Origin of the sequence: Pseudoduganella sp. LjRoot289, from assembly GCF_964252925.1 — a bacterium.
Lineage (GTDB): Bacteria > Pseudomonadota > Gammaproteobacteria > Burkholderiales > Burkholderiaceae_D > Rugamonas.
Genome location: NZ_CAXUPN020000001.1, coordinates 4,627,645 through 4,643,503, shown reverse-complemented (window position 1 = coordinate 4,643,503; position 15,859 = coordinate 4,627,645). Strand labels below are relative to the sequence as shown.

General features: G+C 64.5%; 13 protein-coding genes. 12 read left to right on the top strand and 1 reads right to left on the bottom strand.

What is annotated here, in order from left to right:
• Positions 1–65: 65 nt before the first annotated feature.
• From ACSQ8Y_RS19815 to ACSQ8Y_RS19765, 11 genes are all read left to right on the top strand, one after another.
• Positions 66–1,466, top strand: coding sequence for an MFS transporter (locus ACSQ8Y_RS19815; RefSeq protein WP_436268145.1), 1,401 nt, complete (start codon positions 66–68; stop codon positions 1,464–1,466).
• A gap of 229 nt (positions 1,467–1,695) precedes the next feature.
• The gene (locus tag ACSQ8Y_RS19810) at positions 1,696–2,520 is read left to right on the top strand and encodes a ChaN family lipoprotein (protein WP_436268144.1); all 825 of its coding nucleotides are present in this window, start codon (positions 1,696–1,698) and stop codon (positions 2,518–2,520) included.
• 27 nt (positions 2,521–2,547) lie between these two features.
• On the top strand, positions 2,548–2,889 hold the full coding sequence (locus tag ACSQ8Y_RS19805; protein ID WP_436268143.1) for a thioredoxin family protein: 342 nt from the start codon (positions 2,548–2,550) through the stop codon (positions 2,887–2,889).
• A gap of 482 nt (positions 2,890–3,371) precedes the next feature.
• On the top strand, positions 3,372–4,580 hold the full coding sequence (locus ACSQ8Y_RS19800; RefSeq protein ID WP_436268142.1) for an ABC transporter substrate-binding protein: 1,209 nt from the start codon (positions 3,372–3,374) through the stop codon (positions 4,578–4,580).
• A gap of 23 nt (positions 4,581–4,603) precedes the next feature.
• A complete protein-coding gene (locus tag ACSQ8Y_RS19795) occupies positions 4,604–6,283 on the top strand; it encodes an AMP-binding protein (protein ID WP_436268141.1) in 1,680 nt (559 codons plus the stop codon).
• 79 nt (positions 6,284–6,362) lie between these two features.
• Entirely contained in the window at positions 6,363–7,547 is a 1,185-nt protein-coding gene (locus tag ACSQ8Y_RS19790; protein ID WP_436269866.1) for an isovaleryl-CoA dehydrogenase, read from the top strand.
• A 27-nt stretch (positions 7,548–7,574) separates the two neighbouring features.
• Positions 7,575–9,197 carry a carboxyl transferase domain-containing protein gene (locus ACSQ8Y_RS19785; RefSeq protein ID WP_436268140.1) on the top strand — a complete coding sequence of 541 codons (1,623 nt, stop codon included), beginning with the start codon at positions 7,575–7,577 and terminating at the stop codon, positions 9,195–9,197.
• A gap of 100 nt (positions 9,198–9,297) precedes the next feature.
• Positions 9,298–11,325, top strand: coding sequence for an acetyl/propionyl/methylcrotonyl-CoA carboxylase subunit alpha (locus ACSQ8Y_RS19780; RefSeq protein WP_436268139.1), 2,028 nt, complete (start codon positions 9,298–9,300; stop codon positions 11,323–11,325).
• Between the two features lie 9 nt (positions 11,326–11,334).
• Positions 11,335–12,246, top strand: coding sequence for a hydroxymethylglutaryl-CoA lyase (locus ACSQ8Y_RS19775; RefSeq protein ID WP_436268138.1), 912 nt, complete (start codon positions 11,335–11,337; stop codon positions 12,244–12,246).
• The gene (locus tag ACSQ8Y_RS19770) at positions 12,243–12,917 is read left to right on the top strand and encodes a glutathione S-transferase family protein (protein ID WP_436268137.1); all 675 of its coding nucleotides are present in this window, start codon (positions 12,243–12,245) and stop codon (positions 12,915–12,917) included. Before ACSQ8Y_RS19775 ends, ACSQ8Y_RS19770 begins: the two co-directional genes overlap by 4 nt.
• Positions 12,918–13,043: 126 nt before the next feature.
• Positions 13,044–13,736: a Crp/Fnr family transcriptional regulator gene (locus ACSQ8Y_RS19765; RefSeq protein WP_436268136.1), complete on the top strand. Its 693-nt coding sequence runs from the start codon at positions 13,044–13,046 to the stop codon at positions 13,734–13,736.
• 62 nt (positions 13,737–13,798) lie between these two features.
• Here the strand turns inward: ACSQ8Y_RS19765 and ACSQ8Y_RS19760 are convergent, their stop codons facing one another.
• Positions 13,799–14,884: a porin gene (locus tag ACSQ8Y_RS19760; protein ID WP_436268135.1), complete on the bottom strand. Its 1,086-nt coding sequence runs from the start codon at positions 14,882–14,884 to the stop codon at positions 13,799–13,801.
• A gap of 104 nt (positions 14,885–14,988) precedes the next feature.
• Here ACSQ8Y_RS19760 and ACSQ8Y_RS19755 point away from each other — a divergent pair, with 104 nt between their 5' ends.
• Complete coding sequence (locus tag ACSQ8Y_RS19755; RefSeq protein WP_436268134.1) at positions 14,989–15,786, top strand: NAD(P)H-dependent oxidoreductase; 798 nt, start codon at positions 14,989–14,991, stop codon at positions 15,784–15,786.
• The last annotated feature ends 73 nt before the right edge of the window (positions 15,787–15,859 follow it).

Below are 15,859 nucleotides of genomic sequence, written 5' to 3'. Positions count from 1 at the left end.
TAGGCGATAGGTCTGATCATTATTATTCATTTTTCGAAATAAGTAAATCCGCCTATATTGGAAGCATGAAAACCTCGACCACTCCCCCGCGCGCTGTATTGCTGGCTTGCAGCTTCGCCTTCATCATCGTCCAGCTGGACGTCACCATCGTCAATGTGGCGCTGCCGCAGATGGGGCGCGAACTGGGCGCCAGCGTGGCCGGCCTGCAGTGGGTGATCGACGCCTACACGCTGGGCTTCGCCGTGTTCCTGCTGTCGGCCGGCGTGCTGGGCGACAAATTCGGCGCGCGCCGCGTCTTCCTGGCCGGCTTCGCGCTGTTCACGCTGGCCTCGCTGGCCTGCGCCGCCGCAGCCGGCGCGCTGGCGCTCAACATCGCCCGCGCCGCGCAGGGCATCGGGGCCGCGCTGCTGGTGCCCAGTTCCCTGTCCATCCTCAACGCGGCCTACGCGCACGACAAGCAGATGCTGGCCAAGGCGGTCGGCTGGTGGACGGCGGCCGGCGGCGTGTCGATCGCCGCCGGTCCGGTGCTGGGCGCCGCGCTGCTGGAGCTGGCCGGCTGGCGCAGCATTTTCTGGGTCAACATTCCGCTGTGCCTGGCCGGTTATTGGCTGACCTTGCGCGCGGTGCCGGCGGCGGCGGGCAAGGATCCCGGGCGCGCTTTCGACATGCCGGGCCAGCTGCTGGCGGTGGTCGCGCTGATCGCCTTCATCGGCGCCGTCATCGAAGTGCACGCGCTGGGCTGGACCCACGCTGCGGTGCAGCTCGGCCTGGCCGTGGCGGGCGGGACGGGCGCGCTGTTCCTGCTGGTGGAAGCGCGCAGCAAGGCGCCCATGCTGCCGCTGGCGCTGTTCCGCAGCGCGGGCTTTTCGGGCGCGGTCGCCTTTGGCGTGCTGGTCAATTTCGCCTACTACGGCGTGATCTTCGTGCTGAGTCTGTACCTGCAGGGTGTGCGCGGCTACACGGCGATGGAAGCGGGCCTGATTTTCCTGCCGCTGACCGGCACCTTCATCTTTTCCAACATCGCCAGCGGCTGGGTTGCGGCCCGCACCGGTTTGCGCGCGCCGATGATCATCGGCGGCCTGGTGGGCGCCAGCGGCTACGCCTTGCTGTGCGTGTTCGGCATTTCAGGGCAGGCGGGCTTCTGGTCCATGCTGCCCGGATTGGCCCTGATCCCGGCAGGCATGGGCCTGGCCGTGCCAGCGATGACGACCTCGATTTTGTCCAGTGTCGGCAGCGGCCAGGCCGGCACCGCGTCGGCCATCCTGAACACCGCGCGCCAGGTGGGCGGCGCGCTGGGCGTGGCGGTCTACGGCGCGATGGCCGCCGCCGCCAGTCCCGAGTTGGTGGCGGTGGGCGTGCGCAGCACCCTGATGATCTCGTCCGCGCTGCTGCTATGCGCCGCAGCAGCGGCGTGGCTCTGCGTCGCCGCCCCCCGGCGTCTCCCTGCCGCCGCCCAAGCTCGATAAACCCTGGGGTCAGGCCTGCAATCGTGCACTTGTTTCTCAAGCGTAGCGCACGAATGCAGGCCTGACCCCAGGGCCCCCAGGGCACCAAGGCAGACCCGACCCCAGGGCAGACACCAGGGCGGACCCCGGGGCAGGCGCTTTCAGCTGGGCGGGCGCCGCAACCGGTTCCCGCAACGGGGGAGGCCGGCTTAGGCTAGACTGGAGTTTTCGCCATCCCAAGCAAGCAACCATGAACCGCTCCCTACCCGCGCTGCTGCTGCTCGCCGCCGCCATCGCCGGCTGTGCAGGCAGCAAGAACAAGTCCCAACCCGAAACTGTCCTCGTCAATCCGCAAGTGCTGCTGCTGGGCGAAGTGCACGACAATGCCGAGGGCCACAAGCTGCGCTACCGGCAGCTGTTCCAGCGCGTGGAAGCCGGCTGGCGACCCGCCATCGCCATGGAGCAGTTCGACCGCGAGCACCAGGCCTTGCTGAACAAGGCGCAGCGCGACTGCCGCGACGCCAAATGCCTGCTGCTGGTCATGGCCGGTCCGCACTGGGACTGGGACCAGTACCGTCCCATCATCGACCTGGCGCTGCGCTACGAACTGCCGCTGATCGCCGCCAACCTGTCGCGGGCCGACGCCTCGCGCGTGGTGCGCGACGGCGTCGCCTCCAGCTTCGACGAGAAAACCGTGGCCGAGTACCGCCTGAAGGAGCCGCTGCCGGCCGACATCGTCAAGACGCAGCAGAAGGAAATCGTGGCCGGCCATTGCAATATGCTGTCGGACATGATGGTGCCCGGCATGGTCAATGCCCAGGTCGCGCGCGACATCTGGATGGCCAAGCTGCTGCGCGCCCAGCAGCCGCGCGACGTGGTGCTGATCGCCGGGAACGGCCACGTGCGCAAGGACTACGGCGTGCCGCGCTGGCTGAACGCGGTCGAACCCAGGCTGACCGTGCGCAGCATCGGCTATGTGGAAGCGGCGCCGGAGCAGGGCTTGTACGACGCCAGCTACACGGTGGCCGGGAAACGGCGCCCCGACCCGTGCGCCGGCCAGAAGCCGAAATCGTAGATCATAGCGCCACAGGAGGACACGATCATGGAAACCACCTACAAGGAAAGCGCGCCCACGCGCGCAGAGATCGACGCGCTGAGCGGCCCGGCGGTGCTGGAGTTCGGCACCAACTGGTGCGGCTACTGCAGCGCGGCGCAGCCCGCGATTGCCGAGGCGTTTTCGTCCTACGGGCAAGTGAAGCACTACAAGATCGAGGATGGGCCGGGTCGCCTGCTGGGCCGTTCCTTCCGCGTCAAGCTGTGGCCGACGCTGATCTTCCTGCGCGACGGTAAGGAAGTGGCGCGCGTGGTGCGCCCCGAAGACGCCGACGAAATCCGTGAAGGCTTCGCCGCCATCGAAGCCGCCTCCAGCGTCGCCGGCGACTAAGCGTTGGCGGCTTGCGCCCCTACTGGCTTTGCCTGCGCTCTTGAATGCAGGCTTTGCATTCATAGCTCACGCCACATCCAGACACAATGAAGAATTCCGCGTCCATGGGCCACGGTTCGTGGCAGCGGGCGCATAGCTGTTCCTGTCCGAGCTCCGTCTTCAATATGCGGCGGAAGCCGCCGCCGATGCGAAGGTACTCGAATGAGGACGCCATCTCAGTATTCAGCATCAGATTCCTTGGTTGAACTTCGTGCCTTACGTTTACGTTAACGTCAATCTGGACCGAGGGTAGCACCGCTCCCGGCAGTTGAATGTCCATGCCGCGACAATTGAGCGGATTTCCGGGCTAGCCAAGAAATTTTCCCAATTGTCACGGCGTGAACAATTCGCCGAAAAGTTCGGTGCTAATCTGGCTTTTGATTGACGTTAACGTAAACGTAAAGACCTGTTTCAACCCAAGAACATGATGGAGACAAAAGCATATGAAGCTCAGGCACAGTTCACTGGTCGCAGCCTTGCTGTTGGCCGGTTCAGTTTCCGCGACGGCGCAAGTCAGCAATGATGTCGTCAAAATCGGCGTGATCACCGACCTTTCCGGCCTGTATTCCGATCTGTCGGGGCAGGGTTCCATCGTGGCGGCACGGATGGCCATCGACGATTTCGGCAAGAGCGTGCTCGGCAAACCGATCGAACTGCTCACCTCGGACAGCCAGAACAAGGCCGACGTCGCCTCCGCCCGTGCGCGCGAATGGATAGACCAGCAGCACGTCGACGTACTGATGGACCTGGTGCCGACCAATGTCGCGCTGGCGGTCATGGAGATCGCGCAGCAAAAGAACAAGCTGGCGATCGTGGTCGGCTCGGCCTCCAGCGTCATCACCAACGAGAAGTGCACGGCGACCAGCGCGCACTGGATGTACGACACTTATTCCAGTTCGGTGGGGACCGGCAAGGCCCTGCTCAAGCGCGGCGGCAGCAGCTGGTATTTCCTGACGGCCGATTATGCCTTCGGCAAGTCGCTGGAAAAAGACGTGACCGATGTCGTCACGGCGGGCGGCGGCAAGGTCCTGGGCTCGGCCAGGCATCCTTTGAACAGCAGCGACTTCTCCTCCTTCCTGCTGCAGGCGCAGGCCTCCAAGGCCAAGGTCATCGGCCTGGCCAACGCCGGCGGCGACACCGCCAACGCGGTCAAGCAGGCCGGCGAATTCGGCATCGCCGGCAAGGGCACGGTGGTCGCCCCCTTGCTGATGTTCATCAGCGATGTCCACGCGATCGGACTCAAGTATGCACAGGACATGTATCTGACCGAGGGCTTCTACTGGGACTACAACGAGGCCACCCGCGCCTGGGCCAAGCGTTTCTTCGCCGTGCAAAAGAAAATGCCGACGATGGCGCAGGCCGGCATGTATTCGGCGGTCACGCACTACCTGAAATCGGTGCAGGCGGCCGGTACGGATGAAACCACCGCGGTCATGAAGAAGATGCGCGAGACGCCGATCAGCGACGTCATCATGCCCAAGGGCACGCTGCGCGCCGACGGCCGCGTGGTGCACGACATGCTGCTGCTCCAGGTGAAAAAGCCGGGCGAGTCCAAGACGCCCTGGGACTATTACAAGGTGGTGGACGTGATCCCGGCCGGCGAGGCCTTCCGTCCTCTGGCGCAGTCGGCTTGCCCAATGTTGAAACGATGAGCGGCGAAGCACAGGAGACCGGTATGCAACACAATTTAAGCTATGTGCACGGCGCCCACGACGTGCCGCTCATCGGTGTCACCATCGGCACCTACCTGGCGTCGGTGGCGCAGCGCTTCGGCGCCAACGAGGCGCTGGTCGTGCCCCACCAGAACGTGCGCTGGAGCTACCAGGAATTCGACGAACGCGTGACCCGGCTGGCAGCCGGCCTGCTCAAGCTTGGCCTGCATCCGGGCGACCGGATCGGCATCTGGTCGCAAAACTGCGCCGAGTGGGTGCTGGTCCAGTTCGCCACCGCCAGGGCCGGCCTGGTCATGGTCAACATCAACCCCTCGTATCGGCGCTCGGAGCTGGAATATGTGCTCGACAAGGTGCAGTGCAGCGCCCTGATCCTCGCGCCCGAATTCAAGTCGAGCGACTATATCGGCATGGTGCAGGACGTGGTGCCGGAAATCCATCACGCCAAGCCGGGCGCGCTGCAGTCGGAGCGCCTGCCGCAGCTGCGCCAGGTGATACGGCTGGGCGCGGGCAAGACGCCCGGCATGTTGAATTTCGACGAGCTGCTGGCCGAACCGGACGCCGAACTGCGCGCCCGCGTGGCGGCGGTCCAGGCGGCGCTGCAATTCGACGATCCGGTCAATATCCAGTTCACCTCCGGCACCACCGGCGCGCCCAAGGGCGCGACTCTGACCCATCACAACATCCTCAACAACGGTTTCTTCATCGGCGAAGCGATGAAGCTCACCGGCAGCGACAGGCTGTGCATACCGGTGCCGCTGTACCACTGCTTCGGCATGGTGCTCGGCAACCTGGCCTGCGTCACGCACGGCGCCGCCATGGTCTTCCCGGGCGAGGGCTTCGAGCCGCAGGCGGTCCTGGCGACGGTGCAGGCCGAGCGCTGCACCGGCCTGCACGGCGTGCCGACCATGTTCATCGCCCTGCTCGACCACCCCGACTTCGGCAACTACGACCTGTCCACCCTGCGCACCGGCATCATGGCCGGCTCGCCTTGTCCGTCCGAAGTGATGGGCAGGGTGATACGCAAGATGCACATGCGCGAGATCACCATCGCCTATGGCATGACGGAAACCTCGCCGGTCAGTTTCCAGAGCTCGGTCGACGACCCCGTCGAGCTGCGCGTGTCCACCATCGGCCGCGTGCACCCGCACCTGGAAGTGAAGATCGTCGATGCGGCTGGCGCCATCGTGCCGCGCGGCGTGAAGGGCGAGCTGCTGACGCGCGGCTATTCGGTCATGCTGGGCTACTGGGGCGACGAGGACAAGACCCGCGACACGATAGACACGGCGCGCTGGCTGCACACCGGCGATCTGGCCGTGATCGACGAGCAGGGTTACGCCTGCATCGTCGGGCGCTCCAAGGACATGGTGATACGCGGCGGTGAAAACATCTATCCGCGCGAGGTGGAGGAGTTCCTGTACCGGCATCCCAAGGTGCTGGATGTCCAGTGCGTCGGCGTGCCGGACGAGAAATACGGCGAGGAGTTGTGCGCCTGCATTATCCTGCGGCCCGGCATGGAGGCCACGGCAGACGACATCCGCGCCTTTTGCCAAGGGCAGATCGCCCACTACAAGGTACCGCGCTACGTCAGGTTTGTGAGTGCCTTCCCGATGACTGTGACCGGAAAAATCCAGAAATACCTGCTGCGCGAGCAGGTGACCACCGACCTTGGCCTGAGCGCCTGAGCGCCTGAGGCAGGGCTGCTTGAACAGGCATACACGGACATACATACACGTCATATAGAGGAACGCAATGGCAACTCACATCATGGACCTGGCCGGCCTGTCCTTCGCCCACGGCGCGGACATCGACGCTTTAAGGGAAGGTATCCGCCAATTCGCCCAAGGGGAAATCGCGCCGCGCGCCGCCCTGATCGACCGCAGCGACCAGTTCCCCATGGACCTGTGGCGCAAGATGGGCGAGCTTGGCCTGCTGGGCATCACGGTCGAGGAGGAATACGGCGGCATCGGCATGGGCTACCTGGCCCACATCATCGCGGTGGAGGAGATCTCGCGCGCTTCGGCTTCTGTCGGCCTGTCCTACGCGGCGCATTCCAACCTGTGCGTCAATCAGATCAAGCGCAACGGCAGCCCAGCGCAAAAGGCCCGGTATTTGCCCAAGCTGGTGTCAGGCGAGCATGTCGGCGCACTGGCCATGTCCGAACCGAACGCCGGCTCGGACGTGGTCAGCATGAAGCTGCGCGCCGACAAGCAGGGCGACCGCTATGTGCTCAACGGCAGCAAGATGTGGATCACCAACGGCCCGGACGCCGACGTGCTGGTGGTCTACGCGAAGACCGACACGGCGGCCGGCGCGCGCGGCATCACCGCCTTCCTGATCGAAAAGGGCTACCCCGGCTTTTCCGTGGCGCAGAAGCTGGACAAGCTGGGCATGCGCGGTTCGCACACCGGCGAGCTGGTGTTCCGGGACTGTGAGGTACCCGAGGAAAACATCCTGGGCGGGGTGGGGCGCGGCGTGAACGTGCTGATGTCGGGCCTGGATTTCGAACGCACCGTGCTCGCCGGCGGGCCGCTGGGCATCATGCAGGCATGCATGGATGTCGTATTACCGTATGTGCTTGACCGCAAACAGTTCGGCCAGGCTATCGGCGAATTCCAGCTGATGCAGGGCAAGCTGGCCGACATGTATTCGACCATGATGGCCTGCAAAGCCTATGTGTACGCCATCGGCCAGGCCTGCGACCGGGCGCAGACGCCGGAACAGGTCCGTGCGTTGCGCAAGGACGCCGCCGGCGGCATTTTGTACGCGGCGGAAAAGGCCACCTGGATGGCGGGCGAAGCGATCCAGGCGCTGGGCGGCAACGGCTACATTAACGAGTATCCGGTCGGCCGCCTGTGGCGCGACGCCAAGTTGTACGAGATCGGCGCCGGCACCAGCGAAATCCGCCGCATGCTGATCGGACGCGAGCTGTTCGCTGAAACCTGCTGATTTGTTCAATCCTCACTGCCCGCCATCATGACTACACTCGAATCAAAACTGAACCCGCGTTCCGATGACTTCAAGGTCAACGCAGGCGCCATGCAGACCCTGGTCGACGACCTGCGCGACAAGGTCGCCAGGATCGCCCTGGGCGGCGGCGAACTGGCGCGCGACAAGCACGTCGCGCGCGGCAAATTGCTGCCGCGCGACCGCGTGCAGATGCTGCTCGATCCCGGCACGCCCTTCCTCGAATTCTCGCAAATGGCCGCCTACGGCATGTACCAGGACGCCAAGGGCGTGGACGCGGCGCCGGCCGCCGGCATCATCACCGGCATCGGCCGCGTGTCGGGCCAGGAATGCGTCATCGTCTGCAACGACGCCACCGTCAAGGGCGGCACCTACTACCCGGTCACCGTGAAAAAGCACCTGCGGGCGCAGGAAATCGCCGACGAGAACAATCTGCCCTGCATCTACCTGGTCGACTCGGGCGGCGCCAACCTGCCCAACCAGGACGACGTGTTCCCGGACCGCGACCATTTCGGCCGCATCTTCTTCAACCAGGCCAATATGTCGGCCAAGGGCATCCCGCAGATCGCCGTGGTGATGGGTTCCTGCACCGCCGGCGGCGCCTATGTGCCGGCCATGAGCGACGAGTCCATCATCGTCAAGGAACAGGGCACCATCTTCCTGGGCGGCCCGCCGCTGGTGAAGGCGGCCACCGGCGAAGTGGTGACGGCGGAAGACCTGGGCGGCGGCGACGTGCACACGCGCTTGTCCGGCGTGGTCGACCACCTGGCGCAGAACGATCTGCACGCGCTGTCGCTGGCGCGCACCATCGTCTCGAACCTGAACCGCGTCAAGCCGCAGCAGATGGCCTTGCGTGCGTCCGTGGAGCCGAAATACCCGACCCAGGAACTGTACGGCGTGATCCCGGTCGACACCCGCAAGCCTTTCGATATCCGCGAGGTGATCGCGCGCATCGTCGACGGCAGCGACTTCGATGAATTCAAGGCGCGCTACGGCACCACGCTGGTGTGCGGCTTCGCCCACATCTACGGCATGAAGGTCGGCATCATCGCCAACAACGGCATCCTGTTCTCGGAGTCCGCGCTCAAGGGCGCGCACTTCATCGAACTGTGCGCGCAGCGCAAGATCCCGCTGGTGTTCCTGCAAAATATCACCGGTTTCATGGTCGGCCGCAAGTACGAAAACGAAGGCATCGCCCGCAACGGCGCCAAGATGGTGACCGCTGTCGCCACCGCCGCCGTGCCGAAGTTCACCGTCATCATCGGAGGCAGCTTCGGCGCCGGCAACTACGGCATGTGCGGCCGCGCCTACTCGCCGCGCTTCATGTGGATGTGGCCGAACGCGCGCATCTCGGTGATGGGCGGCGACCAGGCCGCGTCGGTGCTGGCCACGGTCAAGCGCGACGGCATCGAGGCCAAGGGCGGACAGTGGAGCGCCGAAGAGGAATCGGCCTTCAAGCAGCCGATCAAGGACCAGTACGAGCACCAGGGTCACCCTTACTATGCCACCGCGCGCCTGTGGGACGACGGCGTGATCGATCCCGCCGACACCCGCATGGTGCTGGGCCTGGGCCTGTCCGCCGCGCTCAACGCCGAGATCCCGGACACGAAGTTCGGCGTGTTCCGGATGTAAGCCATGGAGACCGGTGCCGGCCTCCCCGCGTCGCCGCGTGGCCTCGAACGCCTATCTTGAAAAAGCCACGCTGGAATCACACATACCTCCGGAGACTATAGTGTTCAATAAAATCCTGATCGCCAACCGCGGCGAGATCGCCTGCCGGGTTGCCGCCAGCGCCCACCGCCTCGGCGTAAAAAGCGTCGCCGTTTACTCGGAAGCCGATGCCAATGCCAAGCATGTCGCCGTGTGCGACGAATCGGTCCTGATCGGCCCGCCGCCCGCCAAGGAAAGCTATCTGCGCGCCGATAAGATCATCGAAGCCGCGCTCGCCACCGGCGCGCAAGCCATCCATCCCGGTTATGGTTTCCTGTCCGAGAACGCCGATTTCGCGGACGCCTGCGCGGAGGCGGGCCTGGTCTTTATCGGCCCGCCCGCCTCCGCGATACGCGCGATGGGTTCCAAGTCGGCGGCCAAGGCCTTGATGGAGCGCGCCGGCGTGCCGCTGGTGCCCGGCTACCACGGAGACATCCAGGATGCGGACTTCCTGCGGGAACAGGCCGACAAGATAGGCTACCCTGTGTTGCTCAAGGCCAGTGCGGGCGGCGGCGGCAAGGGCATGCGCATCGTCGACAAGAGCGGCGAATTCAAAGCCGCCCTGGAGTCGTGCAAGCGCGAGGCCATCAACAGTTTCGGCGACGACAAGGTGCTGGTTGAAAAATACCTGACCCGTCCGCGCCATATCGAGATCCAGGTGTTCGCCGACAGCCACGGCGATTGCGTGTATCTGTTCGAGCGCGACTGCTCGGTGCAGCGCCGCCATCAGAAGGTGCTGGAGGAGGCGCCGGCGCCCGGCATGACCGAGGAGCGCCGGCGCGCGATGGGCGAGGCGGCGGTGGCGGCGGCCAAGGCGGTCGGCTATGTCGGCGCGGGCACAGTGGAATTCATCGCCAACCAGGACGGCAGCTTCTATTTCATGGAGATGAACACCCGCCTGCAGGTGGAACACCCGGTCACCGAAATGATCACCGGGCAGGATCTGGTGGAATGGCAGTTGCGGGTTGCCTTTGGCGGCGCGCTGCCTAAACGGCAGAACGAACTGGCCATTCATGGCCATGCGCTGGAAGCGCGGATCTACGCGGAAAATCCGGAAAAGGGATTCCTGCCGTCCATCGGCACGCTGCGGCATGTGCAAACGCCGCCGGCGGTCACGTTCGAGCTGGGGGACGGCGCCGAGGCCGGCCATCCGGCAGCGGTCCGGATCGACTCCGGTGTACGCGCAGGCGATGCGATTTCGCCGTTCTACGACCCCATGGTGGCCAAGCTCATCGTCTGGGGGAGAGACCGCGACGAGGCGCTGGCCCGCATGGCGCTGGCGCTGGCGGAATACCAGGTGGTCGGCCTGGCCACCAACATCGCCTTCCTCAAACGCCTGGTGGAGAGCCAGCCGTTTTCCCGGGCCGACCTGGACACCGGCCTGATCGAGCGGCACCAGGCGGCCTTGTTCCCGCCTGCGCGGCCGGCGCCCCTGCAGGTGCTCGGCCTGGCCGCGGCGCGGCTGCTGTCGGCCGAGCAGGCCCAGGGAGCGGACGGGCCGGCCCCCTGGGCCCATGCCAGCGGCTGGCGCATGAATAGTGCCTTGCAACGCGCGCTGGATTTTGCCGACGAGGCGAACAGCTATGCGGTGCGCGTGGGCTACAGCCATGCCGGCTGGACGGTGGGGCTGGGGGAGGGCACGGTGGCGATGACCCTGGTCGCACGCGATGGCGGACAACTGACGATCAAGCTCGATGGCGCGACGGTGCGCGGCACGGTGGTGCTGGCGGCGGACATGTTCCACGTGTTTACCGGCGGCGCCCACTACATGCTCGCGTACAGCAATCCGCTGGCGCACGCGGGCGAAGCCGAGGCGGAGGGCGGGCGCTTGACCGCACCCATGCCGGGCAAGATCGTGGCCTTGCTGGTCGAGCCGGGCAATACCGTCGAAAAAGGCGCCCCCTTGCTGATCATGGAGGCCATGAAGATGGAGCACACCATCGCCGCGCCGGCCAGCGGGACCGTGGAGGAACTGCTGTATGCGGTCGGGGACCAGGTTGCCGATGGCGATCAGCTGCTGGTATTCACGGCCCTGGGCCAAGCAGATTAAGGAAGCACCATGAGCCTGCCAAATAAGGTCAAGATCGTCGAAGTCGGCCCGCGCGACGGCTTGCAGAATGAACGGGAAATCATTCCCGCCGAAGTCAAGATCGAACTGGTCGACCGTCTGAGCGCTGCCGGTTTCGCCAATATCGAAGCGGCCTCCTTTGTGTCGTCAAAATGGGTGCGCCAGATGGCGACGTCGAGCGAGGTCATGGCGGCGATCCGGCGCAAGCCGGGCGTGGTCTATTCCGCGCTCACGCCCAACATGAGGGGGCTGGAAGCGGCCATCGCCGCCAAGGCCGATGAAGTGGTGATTTTCGGTGCGGCCTCCGAAGCCTTCTCGCAGAAAAACATCAACTGCTCGATCGCCGAATCGGTCGAGCGTTTTCGCGCCGTCGCGCAAGCGGCCAAGCTGCACGGCATCCGCCTGCGCGGCAGCATCAGCTGCGCATTCGGCTGCCCCTACCAGGGTGAGGTGCCGCCCGACAGCGTGGCCGACGTGGTGCGGCGCCTGCGCGAACTGGGCTGCGACGAGATCGATATCGCCGACACCATCGGCGTCGGCACGCCTGGACAGGTGCGGCGCGTGATGGAGCGCGCCGCACGCGAGTTTCCGATAGGGCAGCTGTCTGGCCATTTCCACGACACCTATGGCCAGGCGGTAGCCAATATCTACGCCAGCCTGGAAGTCGGGATCGCGGTGTTCCATTCGTCGGTCGCAGGACTCGGCGGCTGCCCCTACGCCAAGGGGGCTACTGGCAATGTCGCGACCGAAGACGTGCTGTATTTGATGCAAGGGCTAGGCATCGAAACCGGCATCGATCTCGATGCCGTGGTCGACGCGGGCCAATTCATCTCGCAGCAGCTCGGCCGCAAGGCCGCCAGCCGCGCGGGCAACGCGATCGCCGCCAAGCGCCGGTTCGCATGATCGCCCTTTATCACTGCGTCGCCGCGCGCTCGTTCAGGCCATTGTGGGCGCTGGAGGAACTGGGGCTGGGCTATCAGCTGAACATGCTCGCCTTCCCGCCCCGCATTGCCGACAAGGGCTATCTGCGGCTCAATCCGCTTGGCACGGTGCCGTTGATGTGCGATGGCGACGTGCGCATGACCGAATCGGCTGCGATTTGCCACTACCTGGGCGCGAAGTACGGACCCTCCGCCCTGGTTGTCCATGCCGGCGAGCCGGACTATGGCGCCTTCCTGAACTGGCTGCATTTCGGCGAGGCCACGTTGACCTTCCCGCAGACCATCGTGCTGCGTTACGAGCGCTTCGAAGCGCCCGAGCGGCGCATCCCGCAGGCTGCCGCCGACTACCGGCGCTGGTTCCTCGGCAGGCTGCGCACGCTGGCGCCCATCTTGTCAACGCAGCCGGGGATCTGTGCCGGCCGCTTCACCATGGCCGATATCTCGCTGGGATACGCGTTGTTGCTGGCCGAGTATCTCGGCATGGAGGCGGAATTTCCCGAGCCGGTGCGGCATTACTGGCGGCAGCTGCAGCAGCGGGACGGTTACCAGCGGGCCCGCACTGCGGAAACAGCGGCGGCCAAGACGCAAGGAGTCAGCACCATGCCCGCTCCCTTGCTGCTGCCTGGGACATAAAAGCCGCGCGGGACTGGCCGGTGACATGCACCGTGGTGGTGGTGTTGGTTTTCAATCCCTGGCGGACGTATAGTGGTGGAACGGCAGGCTCTGCAGGGCCTGCACTGACAAGAATGGAATGCGGCCATGGCTAGCGAGGGTATCAAGGATTTCATAGCGTCTTCCCAGTGGGGGGCGGCGTTGACGGGGGCCGAGTTGCGGCGCGTGCTGTGCGACGCGTCGGAGATGACGGCGGACGGCGGCCAGACGGTGTGCCACCGCGGTGTGCGCGCGGAGTACTGGTATGGCGTCGCCGACGGTCTGGTGAAGGTGTCCAATGTGTCACGCGGCGGACGTCCGACCTCCTTGATCGGCATCCCCACGGGAGGCTGGTTCGGCGAAGGCTCGGTCTTGAAGAATGAAACCCGTCCTTACGACGTGGTGGCTTTGCGCGCGAGCCGCTTGGCGCTGGTGCCTTCCTCGACTTTTCACTGGCTGCTGGGCACCAGCTTGCCCTTCAACCGCTTCCTGATCGAACAACTCAACGCCAGGCTCGCCCAGTTCGTCATTCGCCTCGAGCATTTCCGCTCGTCTGCGCCTGAAAAACACGTCGCGCACTGCCTCGCTGAACTGTTTAACGCCGAACTCTATCCGGGCACCGCCGCCAAGCTGCAGATCTCGCAGGAGGAGCTTGCCCTGTTGGCCGGCGTGTCGCGCCAGCTCGCGAACCGCACGCTGCACCGGCTTGAGGAGGCGCAGCTGCTGCAAACCAGCTACGGATCGATCCGGATACTCAACATCGAAGCGCTGCGCGCCTTCGCTTCCGAGCCGCTGGAATAGCATCCAGCCGGCGGCGCCCTGTCGCCAAGGCCGCCGGCATGTTCCCGTTGCTTGCAGGGTAATCAGAAGTTGTGGTGCACGCCCGCGCCGTAGAAGGTGTAGCTGCGCAGGATGGCCGGGGTGGAAACCGGTGGCGTTTTCCTGTTCGACAGGTCGGCGTAGAGGTAGGTGCGGGCCGACAGGCTGTGCTCGTAGCCTATCGATGCCTGCTTGACGTGCGGTGCGGCGTCCGGCGTTTTCTGGCCGTAGCCTAACAGCAGCTTGCCGGCGCCCATGGTGTAGTTGGCGCCCAGCAGCCAGGCTTTGATGTCCGCGTTGGCGGCCATGGTATGGCTTTGGTCCTGCTGCTGATAAGACGCCATCAGCTTCAAGTCCGGCAGCGGCTTGTAGGAGGCGGCAAGCGCCCACAACTTGGTCTCGATGGCGTTGCGCTCGTAGGCGGCCAGTGCGCCGAAGCGGCCCGAGTTATAGGTGGCGCTGACCGAGTAGGGCGCGGCCGAAGGCGCGCTGTTGGCCGGATATTGCGGCGCCAGCGCGGTGCCGCGCCCGATCAGCGCGGCGTTGCCGTTGGCTTCCTTGGCGCCCACAGTCAGGTTGAGCTGGAAGCCGTTGTAGAGCGGGGAGTTGTAGAACACCGCGTTCGAAAAGCGGTTGCGCGAATTGCCGGCCGGCCCCAGTGCATCGCTGGTGTAGCCGGCGACATGGATGTCCGGCTGGAAGCCGGGGCCGATACTGCCGCCGGTGCTCGATGGCACCACGGTGGGCAGGCCGTTCCAGGGTTCGAACGCCGTGCTGGCTTCCTGGTAGGCCGTCAGACCGCGGCCCAGGCGGACGGTGCCGAATGCGCCTTGCAGGCCGACCCGGCTTTGGCCCTGAAACAAGGGGCGTGACCCCGCTTCGACGGTGCCGGTGTCGGACTCGTAGCGGATCTCCAACTGGAACAGCGCCTTCAGGCCACCGCCGAGATCCTCGACACCGCGGAAGCCCAGCTTGTTATTGTCGCGTTTGGCGATTTGCGCGGTGGTGCCCGACACTTTGGCGATGCCCGCGTCCAGCGTGCCGTAGACCGTGACGGACGATTGCGCGTGAGCGCCCGTGACCGTTCCGGATATTCCCAGCAGTGCCAGTGTCCCCAGTGTTTTTCTCATTTTTTTTCCATTGAAAAGGTGTGATATCGATCCGAAGTGCGACATGCCATCGCGGCCTGCGGACCGGTTCCAGGCCGACCTTTTCAGTTTATGAGGGAAAGAGCATGGGCTTTGTAACGCCGAAGACAATGTCGTTGTTTTCCCATATCCGGATTGCTGCGGACTCATCGGAATGGGCAATAAGCAGATCGGATCCGGCAACCGCCTTTGGCGCCGCCGCCCCCACAATCTCTGCCATCTGCAACACTTCATGCCGCATGCAGACGCGGAAATTACAGGGAATAACGATGAAACAAGCGATGGAACAAGCGATGAAAAAAGCACTACTAATTGACGCCCACCAACATTACCCAGGCTTTGCCAATGGCAAGCTGAACAAGACCATGGCCGCCGTCATCAAGGAGGAAATGGCGTTGCTGGGTTATGAAGTCATGCAAACAGTCATAGAAGATGGCTACGACATCGATGCCGAAGTTCAAAAACATGTCGACGCCGACGTCATCATTCTCCAGTCGCCGGTCTACTGGTTCGCTACTCCGTGGATCTACAAAAAGTACGTGGATGAAGTGTTTACGGCTGGGCTGGTACAGCAGCGTCTACTGGTCAGTGACGGGCGGACGCGCGACGATCCAAGCAAGCAATACGGCTCGGGCGGGAAAATGCAGGGCAAAAAATACATGCTGTCCCTGACATGGAACGCGCCCGAGGAAGCCTTCGGCGACGCACGGCAGTTTCTATTCGAGGGAAGGTCCGTCGACGACGTCTTTGTGTCGAATACCGCCAACTACAAGTTTTGCGGCGCGGACGTCCTGCCATCGTTCTCCTGCCATGACGTCGTGAAGCAAGCCGACATCGAAGGCGACATCGCGCGGCTGCGTGGGCATTTGACGGCGGCAATTTGACGGGCCGGCAGTTTGCGTATGCAGAAGGGATGAATCCGGCGCATTGACCGATGCCCGGATTTTCATGCTATTC

Excerpts from the sequence above, each read along its gene's own strand:
- ACSQ8Y_RS19810 (WP_436268144.1), top strand. The coding sequence starts at position 1,696 with ATGAACCGCTCCCTACCCGCGCTGCTGCTGCTCGCCGCCGCCATCGCC.
- ACSQ8Y_RS19800 (WP_436268142.1), top strand. The coding sequence starts at position 3,372 with ATGAAGCTCAGGCACAGTTCACTGGTCGCAGCCTTGCTGTTGGCCGGT.
- ACSQ8Y_RS19805 (WP_436268143.1), top strand. The coding sequence starts at position 2,548 with ATGGAAACCACCTACAAGGAAAGCGCGCCCACGCGCGCAGAGATCGAC.
- ACSQ8Y_RS19795 (WP_436268141.1), top strand. The coding sequence starts at position 4,604 with ATGCAACACAATTTAAGCTATGTGCACGGCGCCCACGACGTGCCGCTC.
- ACSQ8Y_RS19765 (WP_436268136.1), top strand. The coding sequence starts at position 13,044 with ATGGCTAGCGAGGGTATCAAGGATTTCATAGCGTCTTCCCAGTGGGGG.
- ACSQ8Y_RS19785 (WP_436268140.1), top strand. The coding sequence starts at position 7,575 with ATGACTACACTCGAATCAAAACTGAACCCGCGTTCCGATGACTTCAAG.
- ACSQ8Y_RS19755 (WP_436268134.1), top strand. The coding sequence starts at position 14,989 with ATGGGCTTTGTAACGCCGAAGACAATGTCGTTGTTTTCCCATATCCGG.
- ACSQ8Y_RS19775 (WP_436268138.1), top strand. The coding sequence starts at position 11,335 with ATGAGCCTGCCAAATAAGGTCAAGATCGTCGAAGTCGGCCCGCGCGAC.
- ACSQ8Y_RS19760 (WP_436268135.1), bottom strand. The coding sequence starts at position 14,884 with ATGAGAAAAACACTGGGGACACTGGCACTGCTGGGAATATCCGGAACG.
- ACSQ8Y_RS19815 (WP_436268145.1), top strand. The coding sequence starts at position 66 with ATGAAAACCTCGACCACTCCCCCGCGCGCTGTATTGCTGGCTTGCAGC.
- ACSQ8Y_RS19770 (WP_436268137.1), top strand. The coding sequence starts at position 12,243 with ATGATCGCCCTTTATCACTGCGTCGCCGCGCGCTCGTTCAGGCCATTG.